Annotated in this window: 12 protein-coding genes and 3 pseudogenes; 10 read left to right on the forward strand and 5 right to left on the reverse strand. The window is 41.1% G+C overall.

Going from position 1 to position 12,444, the window contains the following annotated elements; all coding sequences use genetic code 11:
• Positions 1 to 66 precede the first annotated feature (66 nt).
• From ACYF68_RS00890 to ACYF68_RS00900, 3 genes and pseudogenes are all read right to left on the reverse strand, one after another.
• Positions 67 to 1,844: pseudogene (locus ACYF68_RS00890) on the reverse strand (cation:proton antiporter); the annotation flags it as partial.
• A gap of 112 nt (positions 1,845 to 1,956) precedes the next feature.
• Positions 1,957 to 2,370: a universal stress protein gene (locus ACYF68_RS00895; protein ID WP_380570074.1), complete on the reverse strand. Its 414-nt coding sequence runs from the start codon at positions 2,368 to 2,370 to the stop codon at positions 1,957 to 1,959.
• Between the two features lie 14 nt (positions 2,371 to 2,384).
• Positions 2,385 to 3,832 (reverse strand): annotated as a pseudogene (locus tag ACYF68_RS00900) (SulP family inorganic anion transporter); the annotation flags it as partial.
• Positions 3,833 to 3,944: 112 nt separating this feature from the next.
• Between ACYF68_RS00900 and ACYF68_RS00905 the strand changes: the two are divergent.
• Positions 3,945 to 4,484 (forward strand): recombinase family protein, encoded by a 540-nt coding sequence (locus ACYF68_RS00905; RefSeq protein ID WP_461045092.1) that lies wholly within the window; start codon positions 3,945 to 3,947, stop codon positions 4,482 to 4,484.
• Between the two features lie 17 nt (positions 4,485 to 4,501).
• On the opposite strand, the gene ACYF68_RS00910 is transcribed toward ACYF68_RS00905, so the two are convergent.
• A complete protein-coding gene (locus tag ACYF68_RS00910; RefSeq protein ID WP_461045093.1) occupies positions 4,502 to 5,116 on the reverse strand; it encodes a class I SAM-dependent methyltransferase in 615 nt (204 codons plus the stop codon).
• A gap of 168 nt (positions 5,117 to 5,284) precedes the next feature.
• On the opposite strand from ACYF68_RS00910, the gene ACYF68_RS00915 reads away from it, so the two are divergent.
• Positions 5,285 to 5,503, forward strand: coding sequence for a heavy-metal-associated domain-containing protein (locus ACYF68_RS00915; protein ID WP_461045094.1), 219 nt, complete (start codon positions 5,285 to 5,287; stop codon positions 5,501 to 5,503).
• Between the two features lie 108 nt (positions 5,504 to 5,611).
• Positions 5,612 to 6,608, forward strand: a pseudogene (locus tag ACYF68_RS00920) (NADP-dependent oxidoreductase).
• Positions 6,609 to 6,697: 89 nt separating this feature from the next.
• Here the strand turns inward: ACYF68_RS00920 and ACYF68_RS00925 are convergent.
• Positions 6,698 to 7,021, reverse strand: a complete 324-nt coding sequence (locus ACYF68_RS00925) for an antibiotic biosynthesis monooxygenase (protein ID WP_461045095.1) — start codon at positions 7,019 to 7,021, stop codon at positions 6,698 to 6,700.
• A 188-nt stretch (positions 7,022 to 7,209) separates the two neighbouring features.
• Here ACYF68_RS00925 and ACYF68_RS00930 point away from each other — a divergent pair, with 188 nt between their 5' ends.
• From ACYF68_RS00930 to ACYF68_RS00960, 7 genes are all read left to right on the forward strand, one after another.
• Positions 7,210 to 7,506, forward strand: a complete 297-nt coding sequence (locus tag ACYF68_RS00930) for an antibiotic biosynthesis monooxygenase family protein (RefSeq protein WP_461045096.1) — start codon at positions 7,210 to 7,212, stop codon at positions 7,504 to 7,506.
• Positions 7,496 to 7,591 carry a hypothetical protein gene (locus tag ACYF68_RS00935; RefSeq protein ID WP_461045097.1) on the forward strand — a complete coding sequence of 32 codons (96 nt, stop codon included), beginning with the start codon at positions 7,496 to 7,498 and terminating at the stop codon, positions 7,589 to 7,591. Before ACYF68_RS00930 ends, ACYF68_RS00935 begins: the two co-directional genes overlap by 11 nt.
• A 184-nt stretch (positions 7,592 to 7,775) precedes the next feature.
• Entirely contained in the window at positions 7,776 to 8,726 is a 951-nt protein-coding gene (locus ACYF68_RS00940) for a TDT family transporter (RefSeq protein WP_461045098.1), read from the forward strand.
• Positions 8,727 to 9,109: 383 nt separating this feature from the next.
• The gene (locus ACYF68_RS00945; RefSeq protein WP_461047435.1) at positions 9,110 to 11,041 is read left to right on the forward strand and encodes a fructose-1,6-bisphosphatase; all 1,932 of its coding nucleotides are present in this window, start codon (positions 9,110 to 9,112) and stop codon (positions 11,039 to 11,041) included.
• A gap of 80 nt (positions 11,042 to 11,121) precedes the next feature.
• A complete protein-coding gene (locus ACYF68_RS00950) occupies positions 11,122 to 11,250 on the forward strand; it encodes a hypothetical protein (protein WP_461045100.1) in 129 nt (42 codons plus the stop codon).
• The gene (locus tag ACYF68_RS00955) at positions 11,247 to 11,471 is read left to right on the forward strand and encodes a hypothetical protein (RefSeq protein ID WP_461045101.1); all 225 of its coding nucleotides are present in this window, start codon (positions 11,247 to 11,249) and stop codon (positions 11,469 to 11,471) included. The genes ACYF68_RS00950 and ACYF68_RS00955 overlap by 4 nt, the downstream gene beginning before the upstream one ends.
• 101 nt (positions 11,472 to 11,572) lie before the next feature.
• Entirely contained in the window at positions 11,573 to 12,067 is a 495-nt protein-coding gene (locus ACYF68_RS00960) for a CHAP domain-containing protein (protein ID WP_461045102.1), read from the forward strand.
• Positions 12,068 to 12,444: the final 377 nt, after the last annotated feature.

The raw sequence follows: 12,444 nt of genomic DNA on the forward strand, positions 1-12,444 counted from the left end.
TTTAGATTTCCCGGGCAATAAAAAGAACGGAGGATTCATCCTCCGTTCTTTTTCTTCCTTGAAAGTATGGGCGCCCTTCAATACGCCTACTACACCTTCTTCACCATAGGTCAGATCTTCTGTAATGGTCTTGAATGTCACATTCTTTGCAGAATCAATGTAATATAGAATGATGTCGTCTTCTGTAATGCTTTCTACTTCTGAAGGGTCCAATTCTGTAATTTTGTATTCATCGATGAATTGATTGAACCAATAATACGTAAAATATTCATCAAACAGAATATGATGTCTAATGACTTGCTCAACCCGATTTCGCATCTCCTCATGATCTACTGGATAAGGGAACATCTTAACATTCTTCAAGCCAAACTCCTGGGACAATTCATTAAATGCCAGGTGGTTGAATGTGTAGGAGCGTGTCATCAATAGACATTGTTCATAAGGAGTGAGGTCAGCCTGTATGCGTTCATCTTCAGACAGCAGGTTACCGTCGAAAGTTTCCAAGCCCAGTTCTTTAGCGCGTTTTGCATCGGAGTTCAAAAGATCGGATACCATTACCGGAATCTCATGTTCTTGTAATTTCGAAGCAAGTTTAAGGGAGAAACGGTTTTCACCGATAATTATGATGCCGGGAGGTTCTATGCTCGACAGCTTCAATAATTTACTCAACGGCTTAAAACTGAAGCCATAGAAAACGACCGTCACAAAAACGAACCCGAATGTAACAGGTGCGATATATTCCGCCATCGGCACATTCTGATCGTTGAAAAGCCCCGAGAAGAACTCTGCAACCGCCAGGGCAACAATGCCTCTTGGTGCCACGAATGAAATGAATGCTCTCTCTTTAAAAGGAATCTCAGTATTTATTGTGGATAGCAGGATATAAGCAGGCCTTACAATTATGATCATGATAAGGCAGAACAGCACCAACTCCCAACTCAGCACCTCATTTAAAACCTCGCGCGTAAGAGAGGAGGTAATAAGGATGAAGACTGTAGAGACAAGGATCAGCGTCATCTCATCGATAAAATGATTCGACTGCTTATAAATGAGGCTGTGATTTTTGAGTCGGGCCATCACCAATCCGAATATCGTCACTGAGAGCAAACCGGATTCATGCAGTACAGCGTCGCTCAGACTGAATAATAGCAGAATGAACACAAACTGGATGGGAGCCATGAGGTTCTGGGTATGAAATCCCCTTGAATCATCCATTTAAATAGGTAAGACGCTCCAAAACCAAGAGCAAATGCTACGCTGAATCCAATGATATATTCGAGAAAATACTCTAGACCGAAGTCCTGTCCTAAAATCTGAAAGACATAGAATGCAAATAGCGCCAACATCGGTCCTACAGGGTCCAGGATAATACTCTCCCACTTAAGTATGGAGTTCACCGAGTCTTTAACCTTGGCCTGCTTAAGCAACGGCTGGATGACCGTAGGGCCGGTCACAATGAAGAGGCCTGCGAGTACAAATGATATAGATAATGGGAAGTTCAATATAAAGTACATGGCCATCGCACCGAGTAGCCATGCGAGCACAGCACCAACTGTGATGATCCTTGCTATCGCTTTGGATACTCCCTTCAATTCACGATAATCCAGATTGCTGCTGCCCTCAAAAAGAATTATTGCGACCGCGAGTGAAACAATTGTTCCAAAAAGCTCGCTGCCCATCATTTCCTGGGGATTCACTATCTGAAATATCGGACCTACAAGGAGTCCTACTATGGACATTACTACTATTGCCGGCCATTTGATCATTGCTGCAACCCATTGACTCGCAATGCCAAGTGTGATGAATAGGGCGACAATGAGCATGAGTGGTATCTCTATATTCATTCTGCTCACCCTTCCTGTTTTCTTAAGACTATATCATTAATCACAAGAGTTCAGTATTGATATATAAATAAAGCACAGAACCCCGTTTGATCCTGCGCTTTTAGCCATTCTTCTACTTAACAATGATGACTGGAATCTGTGCGCGTTTGGCCACTTTGTGGCTGACACTGCCGAGCATCATCTCTTGAAGACTATTGAGTCCTCGGGTTCCGAGGACGACTACGTCGTAATCCCCTGAATTTGCCACTTTCACCACAGTCTCTTTAGGCTCCCCATGCTCGAACAGCACTTCATAGGCGATATTTTCCGACTCGAAGTACTCTGTGATATTTGATATCTTTGCCAGGCGCTCACGTTCCAGACTCCTATTATTGGACCCATGAAGCACATCTGTTTTTGAGTCGCTATAGGCTATGACATTAAGAACGGTGACCACTGTACCTTCGAAATGGAATTTACTGATTTCCTTGGCAGCCCGATAGCTATTATCTGAACCATCAGCTGCCAGCAGAATCGATTTATACATGTTTTATCCCCCATATTAAGCTCTTCTTGATTTATCATACTCAATTCATTAATGATTTTCCGGCTGTCTTTGTTCAAGTTTTTGATGCGCACTTGATTATTTCTTCGTTTAAGTCTTGTAATCATCGTATCTACAGCATCTACACCAGAGTCATCCCAGATATGTGCTGCAGTGAAATCAAGCTCTATTGCCTTATCATGGTCATCGAGGTCGAGTTGATTCATCATTGTATCAACTGAAGCAAAGAATATCTGTCCATTGAAACGGTAGCTTACGTCGTTCCCTGATTCTGAACGATCTACGGTGATGTTGGAGATCTTAGTAGCAAAGAACAGTGCGCTCAATACCACTCCTGCAATCACGCCCATTGCCAAGTTACTGGTGAAAAGGACAATCACGACTGTCACAATCATTACAAGAGCGTCAGTCCGCGGCGCTTTTACAACATACTGGAAAGAGCCCCAATCGAATGTGCCGATTGCTACCATCACCATGATTCCTGCCAAAATCGGCATTGGTATCTGAACAACCAGATCGCCAAGGACGATTATAAGGAAGATGAGTACCATGCCTGCCGTAAAAGTCGAGAGGCGGGTAGTCGCACCCGACCTCACATTAATTATTGACTGTCCTATCATGGCACAACCACCCATGCCTCCAAAGAAACCTGCGATGATATTTGATATACCCTGTCCGCGGGATTCCCTATTCTTACTGCTATAGGAATCTGTAGCATCATCGACAATTTTTGCAGTCAGTAAGCTTTCAACCAATCCGACGATAGCCATGGATATGGAGAATGGCAGAATAATCCTCAACGTTTCCATCGTATAAGGTACGTCAGGTATGATGAAACTTGGTAGAGAACGTTCTATCGCTCCCAAGTCTCCGACAGTCCTCAAGTCAGCCCCCATAAAGAGATAGACAGCAGTCAGCACAATAATCGCGATAAGTGGTGCTGGTATCGCCTTGAAGAATCTTGGGACAACATAAATAATCAGCAAGGTGACACCAACATAAACATATGTCGATATTGAGATGCCGAAAATATGTTCAATCTGAGACATGAAGATCATAATGGCAAGCGCATTGACAAACCCGAGCATAACGGATTTCGGAATGAACTTCATCAGTTTGCCGATCTTCAAGATGCCAAGTACCAGTTGAATCGCTCCCATCAGCAATGTTGCAGCCAGTAGATACTCTACACCATATTCACTCACAAGCGGTACAACAAGTAACGCTACTGCACCGGTGGCGGCAGAGATCATCGCGGGACGCCCGCCTAATATTGATATTGATACTGCTATTATGAATGAGGCATATAATCCAACCATCGGGTCGACCCGGCAATGATGGAAAATGCGATCGCCTCAGGAATAAGAGCAAGCGCCACCAGTATCCCCGCCAGAATGTTGGTCTTGGGGTCGGTCAGCCATTCTTTCTTTAATGTCTCTATCATTTTCTACGCTCCTATTTTATAATTCTATAGAGCTTATTATAATCATCAAAGTTTCATAAGTATACCCCTTTTTGGAATTATGACCGCTTTATAGAGATGAGGAGGACCAGGCATGATCTATGGGTATATCAGAGATGTTGGACTCAACGACTCGAAGATAGAACAGAAAAGGAAGTTGGAAAAGCATGCTGATGAAATATTCGAGGAACAGCACGCCAAGAACAAAAAACGCACACAATTAGATCATTTGTTTGCCATACTTAAAAGTGGAGATTATGTATATACCACTGATCTTTTCATACTTGCCGATTCCACGAAACAATTGGTGGACCTTGTAGATATTGTCGTAGAAAAAAATGCATCCATCATCATCCTCAACAAGTCGTTGGAAATCAATGGGCACTCCACGTATAACTTTCGGGATACACTCCACCTCCTATCTGAATTTCAAAGTGATGTCGTCAAGTTCAGGACACGCATCGGGGTGTCAGAAGCAGCGTCCAAAGGAAAGCCCTCGGGAAGACCAAAAAGAAATGATGACAATATGAAAAGGGCTTTGGAAATGTATATGTCAAAAAAGTACACTTTGGACGAAATAAAGAGCGAAACAAATATCAGTAGGGCAACATTATATCGCCATCTCGACCTATAGAGAAGGGATGAATGTAGTCATCCCTTCGTCTCATTTTTTCTTAAGATAGCCTTGGATAACCGCACTTCTGCCCGGTGCATAGTCCCTTCGTGACGTTCCACGATCTTTTCGCTTAAGGAAATGATCTCTACGTCATAATGTGAAAACTCTTCCTCCAGCTCTTTCAGATCATACAACATGTCACTCCTCTTCGGTCCGCCAGTCTGGAATTCCAATTGCCGCTTCGAATAGAATTCGAATAGGATTCTTCCTCCCGGTTTCACACAATCTATAAGGTTTTCAAGCATATTCTTCTTCCCTTCTGCTAGAACATGCCCAAATATGTTGACTGCGATGTCATAGAAGTTTTTAGGGAGGGCATCGGTTACTGTGAGATCTTGCAGATGAGTTTCTATTTTGACATCTTCTGATTCCGCCAACCGGATAGTTTTATCCAGCCCAACTTTAGAGTAGTCATATGTTACCGCCTCGTGACCCAATTTTGCCAGATACACTGCATTGCGTCCCTCTCCCTCAGCAAGCAAGGCGATCTTCAGACTTCCTTTTTCATAAATATTTTCTTTTAACCAGTCGTTGGGCTCTGTGCCGTAAATATAATGTGCTTCATCAAACTTTTTATCCCAGCTGTTCAAACTAATCCCCTCCAATATTTGAATATATATACGAGCATATCACTCCAGATCAATTTCATGAAATCGAACTCCTCGCATTAGTTGATGCTCGTCAATTTTTATTTTGTGCTCTACCTATATACTATAGATAGAAAGTAAGGATATAAACTTAACAGGAGGAGATATCAAGTGAAAACCAATTTGAAGACAGAAACATTCACCTGCCCAAGCTGCATTAAAAAAATCGAAGGCAACCTATCCAAAAAAGAGGGTGTTGAAGTCGCAAAAGTGCTGTTCAATTCAAGTAAAGTCAAAGTTGAACACGACGAAAATAAAATTACGCCCGATGAGATAAGAACTATTGTAGAAAATCTGGGCTACGAAGTTCACAATGTTAAGTCAAGCTAGATGAAATCTCCCTGACGGGGGATTTTCTTATTCAATCAGATTCTTTGCCGTCTCAGTAACCGACAGTTAAAATGAATATGTAATTCATTTTGAACGGAGGCAATTATAGTGAAAAATGAGCAATTTGTATTAGCAAACCGCCCGAAGGGCACACCAGAACGACAATACCTTTCGACTGGAAGAGATATCAAAAAAAGACCCATCAGATAATGAGGTCATGATCAAACCACTTTATATATCAGTCGACCCTTATATGAGGGGACGCATGTCTGATGCAGAATCGTATATCGCGCCATTTGAAGTCGACCAACCTTTACATGGCCATGTAGTCGGTGAAGTCCTTGCTTCGAAGGCAGACGGTTTTGCTGAAGGCGACTACGTAGTCGGTATAATGCCTTGGCAGCGTTATATCACCATTACAACGGATAATATCCAAAAAGTGCAGGATGCCAATGTCCCCCTACACCTTTATCTAAGCACGTTGGGGATGACAGGACAGACTGCCTATCATGGTCTTCTGAAGATCGGGCAACCGCAATCTGGTGAAACAGTCGTAGTCTCTGCAGCTTCAGGTGCAGTAGGTTCCGTAGTCGGCCAGATCGCTAAAATAAAAGGTGCCAAAGTCGTTGGTATTGCCGGCGGCAAAGAAAAAGTGGCTTATTTGAAAGATACACTCGGTTTCGATGCTGCGGTCGATTATAAAGCGGAGGACTTCGAAAAATCCCTCGAAGAAGCTGTACCTAATGGAGTGGATGTCTATTTCGAAAACGTCGGCGGCAAAATCTCCGATGCTGTGTTCAAGCACTTGAATACTTTCTCACGTATCCCGGTGTGCGGCACAATCTCAAACTATAATGACGTTGAACAGGATATCGGCCCACGCATCCAGCCTATACTCATCAAAAACCAAGCTTTGATGCAGGGCTTTGTAGTCGCTAACTATTCCGATGATTTCCAAGAAGCCGGTCAAACTCTTGCTGAGTGGGTAAAGGATGGCAAGATCCACACAGAAGTAAGCGTTGAAGAAGGATTTGAAAATCTGCCGAAAGCGTTCAACAACCTTTTTGAAGGTAAGAACTTAGGTAAGCAGGTAGTTAAGATATAATACATTGCGATACAAAAAACGCCCATTTTATGGGCGTTTTTTGTATCATCATTCTCATCTCGATAATGATTTTATTATAGAATTTAAAGCTACTCCGGCCGATGCTGTACATAAACTTCATAGATTGAAAGCTCTGCCCCTAGGATCGGATTATTTTCCTCTTTCGATTTGGAATCACTCGATTCATGTGCTTTTCTGGTGGCACGATCCTGCCTCCAGACTTCGAAACTTTCCTGATCTTCCCAAGTTGTACACACTTCTATTACATCATATTCTTCCGTATCTTCTTTGATTAGAACTTCCATCAGTACAAAACCATCAAAAGTATGGACAGACTTTGCCGTGGAAAAACGTTTAGCTACCTCTTCAACCCTTCCTTTTTCAATACGTATCTCATTGACTACTTTAATCATTTAATTGAATAAGCCTCCTTGAAAATAATATATTGTATACTTAATATATCATGAATGGAATAATGCATTACAAGATAAACCTTCCATAGATATGATACGCTTTCTATAAATGATGCAGGTTACTCTACCATTATCCATATGGGTACAGTCATATCTGTGTCGAACTAACCAAATGAAGAGGTGGCAATATGATTCTCACAGATGTAGAGAATAACTATCAGGTTTCAATAGAAGAAGAAAAGGCGATAATACGAAGTAATTCTGAAGAAAAAGGCTACTCAATAATTGAAAGTAAAGGATCTTTGGAAACAAAAGGATTTTGCGTCTTGAATAATGTCTATATCAATACTGGTATGGAAAAAGCTTTTGAAGCACGCTTTTTGAATCGTCAATCGAACCTTGCTACTGTGACAGGCTTTAAAGCACTCCGTGTTATGAAAGCTGAATCTTGGCCCTTACTACGTCATTCTGACATTGTGGGATAGCGCTCAGGATTTTCATAATTGGCAAGAATCGAACCAGTACAAGAAGACCCATAAAAAAGAGGCACCTCTTCTGACTCGATCGTGAAGTGGTGTCACGGGAGCACTCTTTCAATATACGTTTCCATATACAAAATTAGTGATTAGGCTCTAAGCTCTTTGTGTTTGAGCAACATTTTCAGATTGATAATCATTAGTCGATTCGTTACAATATATTATTGTGTTCATTTACACGATGCCTCATTATTAAATTAGAAAAGAAGTGCCATGATATGAAACATTTTCTTACCCAAATCCCCGTCTCCATAAGTGGATTGATACTCGGCTTAGTATCCCTCGGCCATCTTTTTTTCTCAATACACTATGGCAGAATCGGATGGACTTTCACCATAATTGGGATACTGATGATGTTTTTATTTTTCTTAAAAATTACTGTCACAGGCAGAGATACTTTAAAGACCTTAGATAACCCAGTCGTTGCAGCCATTTCTCCGACCTTCCCAATGTCCATGATGATGCTCTGTCATACACTAAGTCGCTTTACCGTACATGATTCAATCATATTGTTCATATGGTGGGTTGCTATAATACTTCATTTCAGTCTTATGGGATTCTTCACTTTATATTTCCTTGCACCTAGTAATATGAGGTCAGAATACATCAATCCAGGGTGGTTTGTTACGTTTGTAGGTATCGGGGTCATTCCGGCCACATCAAGCAATTTTGGCCCAGAGTTTGGGCAGATCATCATTTGGTTTGCGCTTGCTTTCTATCTTGTGCTTTTGCCGATCGTCATAAGCCAACTGATCAAAAGGAAGGCCACACAATCGACTTTGCCGCTTATCGCCATTATTGCTGCACCAGGATCATTATGTTTGACCGGTTATCTATCTGTTATAGACCAACCATCGGAGAGCATCGTCTATATACTGCTCGCTCTATCACAACTACTATATTTTTTCATTGTTTTCATGTTGCCTAAAATCATGCGATATAAATTTCATCCAAGCTATGCTGCTCTCACATTCCCTGTAGTGATCTCAGCCACCTCGATCATCAAAGTTTTTCAACTGGTTGATGATGGTGGGCTGGCTAATGAAGTACTGAAATTCGCTTCGATCTTCGAATTGGCTTTGGCTGTAGTCATTGTAACTTACGTGTTGGTGCGCTATTCGATCTTCATCTTCCAATGCTATGGTAACGATAGAAATTCCTATAATTAATGAGCAGGTTATTCGTATTCCCGCCATAACTAAGAGGGCTTATAGCGGCCCTTTTTTTATTTTTTGAATTATAGATGGCTGAAGGAGCAATTTTGATTTATCCTCCATTTGAACATACATAGGTGCATCGACGTTATTATGGCGTTATGGACCCCCACAATGTTTTAGCATTTAAAAGCAATGTCTATGACACCATTGCTCATATGAATTGAATCTACTCTTGGATAGACTCTCCACGGAGATGATCTGTATATAATTATTTAAATTCGATTTATGAAAATGGTCATTTAAAGTATAATGGGGATAACATATAAATGGGAGTGTATTTAATGGCGAATTCTATTGGTAACGGTTTCAATGAGGAAGCAAGTAAGGGAAGAGACATGACTTCCCGATACCTGGACCTTCTCTCTGACAAGTTCGATAGCGAAGAAAAAGTAGTGACCGAAATCATCAATCTTGAATCGATACTAGACCTTCCAAAAGGAACTGAGCACTTTGTCAGCGACCTCCATGGTGAATTTCAAGCCTTTCAGCATGTATTAAGGAATGGATCGGGTAACGTACGCGTTAAGATTCACGATGTCTTCAAAGACCGCATGACTGAAGATGAAATAAGTGATTTTGCAGCGCTCGTCTACTATCCTGAAGAAAAATTAAAGCTGGTTAAGGATCAGATGGCTTCGAAACAGGCATTAAATGAATGGCATAGAACCAAAATACATCATATGATTGAATTGATTTCCTACGCCTCTTCGAAATATACACGTTCTAAACTTAGGAAAGCTCTCCCAAAACAGTTTGTCTATATCATTGAAGAGCTGCTTTACAAAAGTGATGAAGATACAAACAAAAAATCTTATTACGAAACCATCGTAGATAAAATCATTGCACTTGGGCAAGCAGAGAAACTCATAACAGGTCTCTCCTATACTACGCAACGCCTCGTCGTAGATCACCTTCACGTTGTAGGCGATATATATGATCGTGGTCCGGAACCCGATAAGATAATGGATACACTCATCGATTACCATTCACTCGATATCCAGTGGGGTAACCACGACGTATTGTGGATTGGCGCCTACGCAGGTTCTAAAGTGTGCCTTGCCAACATCATACGCATCTGCGCCCGCTATGATAACTTGGATATCATTGAAGATGCCTACGGTATAAACTTAAGACCTCTTTTGAACTTGGCAGAGAAATATTATGATGATAATCCGCAGTTCCATCCAAAACAGCACTCAGACATTGCCCTCCCGGAACAGGAAAAGCTACAGATTACTAAAATCCATCAAGCCATCGCAATGATACAATTCAAGTTGGAGGCCCCCATAATAAAGCGTCGTCCGTATTTTGATATGGACGAGCGTCTGGTACTTGAAAAAGTCGATTACGACAACCACAAAATAACAGTTTATGGGAAAACTTATTCTCTACAGCATACTTGCTTCTCTACAGTCGACCCCGATGATCCGACCCGACTTCTTGAAGAAGAGGAGGAAGTTATTGATAAACTGCTACTATCCTTACAACAGTCTGAAAAGTTGAAACGGCATATGAACTTTCTTATGAAAAAGGGGAACCTCTACCTTAAATACAATGGCAATTTGCTCATACATGGATGTATCCCAGTTGACGAAAACGGTGATATGGAAGCCATGGAAATAGATGGAGCCGTCTATAAAGGACGGGAGCTACTTGATAAATTTGAATACTACCTGCGCAAATCATTCTCCAACCTCGAACAGACGGATGATCTTGCCACTGACCTTGTTTGGTATCTATGGACAGGAAAATATTCTTCCTTGTTCGGAAAACGTGCAATGACGACGTTTGAACGGTATTTCATCGCTGACAAAAGCTCCCATAAAGAAGAGAAGAACCCTTATTATCACTTGAGAGAAGATGTGGAGATGTGTCAAAAAATGCTTGAAGAATTTGATTTGGATCCCGTTAGCGGACACATCATCAATGGGCACACACCTATTAAAGAAAGAGATGGAGAGAATCCAATTAAGGCCAATGGGAAAATGATCGTCATCGATGGAGGTTTTTCGAAAGCCTACCAGAAAACGACCGGCATAGCTGGCTATACCCTCCTATTCAACTCATATGGCATGCAGCTAGTGGCTCACCAGCACTTCAATTCGAAAGAAAATGTGCTGAGGCATGGAGCAGATGCACTTTCCGTCAGACGAGTCGTTGATGAGGAAGTTGAGAGGAAGAAAATAAAGGATACAAATATCGGCATAAGACTGCAGGAAGAGATTGATATGTTACAAAAACTGATGTCATATCGGTATATCCGTTAGCACTTACATTAAGTAAGCATATTTGATGACATTATTGCTTCAGTCTGAGAAACTATAGATTATGAAAGGAGATGTTGTTAATGATACAATATTTATTAAATGCCTACATAGGCAAGAATGTCATTGAAGGCGGTCTGGCAAAAATAGAAAATGAAGGTCAAATGGGAGAGGACTTCGAAAAAGAATTTAATGTTACCCAGACCAGATGAAGATTGCAGGCTATCTCGAAGCTATCGGCTCACTATTCCTATTTGCGTCATTCCTCGGCAAATCATTTAACCGTATCGGTTCACTGATGATCAGTGGCGTCTTAGGTGTTGCGGTATTTAAGCACCTTAAAGCAGGGCATGGATTCGAAGGTAGCAAGAACGCTCTTAAATGGGCATCGCTCAGCTTATTGAGTCTAATTGAAACATTCAGTAAAAAGTGAATGAACAGAGAGGAAAGCAGCTGCCATCAGCTGCTTTTTTTTAAATAACTACACTTCTAAACACTTGATCTAGACCACCAAACATCAGTAATTAAAGGGAGATGTTCCACGTGAAAAAATGGTTTGCAGCCACCATCATAGCCTTGCTCGCAATTGGTCTTTATTACGTAGACAATCAGATGGAAGATGGATTGTGGGCTAAGATAGAATACATGGTCCTCCCTGATCCTATGGTGTATAACGCTTATGAGAAAGGAGAGTGCACCTTTTATGTATTTGAAAAAATTAAAGAGGATGGCAATATGATAGGAGTGGACTGGTATGATGCTGAGATGTGGGCTTCGAATGCAACCGATGATGATTATAAAGTAGACCAAGAACCCACTCCTGGAGCTGTGTTACAAACGGAACGTGGGGAACTGGGACATGTCGCTTATATAGAATCGATAAAAGAAGATGGTTCGCTCGTCATTTCTGAAATGAACTACAGTACCCCATATGAAATAACAGAAAGACTTATACCTGCTGAAAAAGTCGAAAATTATTCCTATATTCATCCCAAAGAAAATCCTCGTCCTAAAAGTATTGAAACATAGGAATTTGATTTCCCTGGCAACAGGCAGCAAAGTATTTAAGTATATATTCCATTTTCTTTATTTATAACGCTGTGCATTACTTAAATTTATAATGCACAGCGTTATTTATTATTTAAAAACGTTTATTTTATAGCATTCTAAGCGTTTCTTCCCCGTTATCTCTTTCCTATTCAATAGATGGCGTTATAAATTTCGCCCCCTTTAGTTAAAACCGTTACAACTTTTCGAATCGTTCCCCTCGCCGAACTCCGGCACCTTCTTATCATCAAGCATACTGACTGGTCTGCCGCCCTTAATTTCAACATTAATTTCGAACTTTCTATTTATTTACATTAATAGTAGAATGATAAGCAACTCTTATGCTGTTCGCATCCTAA

This window comes from Salinicoccus sp. CNSTN-B1 (assembly GCF_054792835.1).

What these genes read in the sequence shown, in the direction of transcription:
- ACYF68_RS00895 (WP_380570074.1), bottom strand. Translation starts at nt 2,370, where the DNA reads ATGTATAAATCGATTCTGCTGGCAGCTGATGGTTCAGATAATAGCTAT.
- ACYF68_RS00905 (WP_461045092.1), top strand. Translation starts at nt 3,945, where the DNA reads ATGATCTATGGGTATATCAGAGATGTTGGACTCAACGACTCGAAGATA.
- ACYF68_RS00925 (WP_461045095.1), bottom strand. Translation starts at nt 7,021, where the DNA reads ATGATTAAAGTAGTCAATGAGATACGTATTGAAAAAGGAAGGGTTGAA.
- ACYF68_RS00930 (WP_461045096.1), top strand. Translation starts at nt 7,210, where the DNA reads ATGATTCTCACAGATGTAGAGAATAACTATCAGGTTTCAATAGAAGAA.
- ACYF68_RS00940 (WP_461045098.1), top strand. Translation starts at nt 7,776, where the DNA reads ATGAAACATTTTCTTACCCAAATCCCCGTCTCCATAAGTGGATTGATA.
- ACYF68_RS00945 (WP_461047435.1), top strand. Translation starts at nt 9,110, where the DNA reads ATGACTTCCCGATACCTGGACCTTCTCTCTGACAAGTTCGATAGCGAA.
- ACYF68_RS00950 (WP_461045100.1), top strand. Translation starts at nt 11,122, where the DNA reads ATGATACAATATTTATTAAATGCCTACATAGGCAAGAATGTCATTGAA.
- ACYF68_RS00955 (WP_461045101.1), top strand. Translation starts at nt 11,247, where the DNA reads ATGAAGATTGCAGGCTATCTCGAAGCTATCGGCTCACTATTCCTATTT.
- ACYF68_RS00960 (WP_461045102.1), top strand. Translation starts at nt 11,573, where the DNA reads ATGTTCCACGTGAAAAAATGGTTTGCAGCCACCATCATAGCCTTGCTC.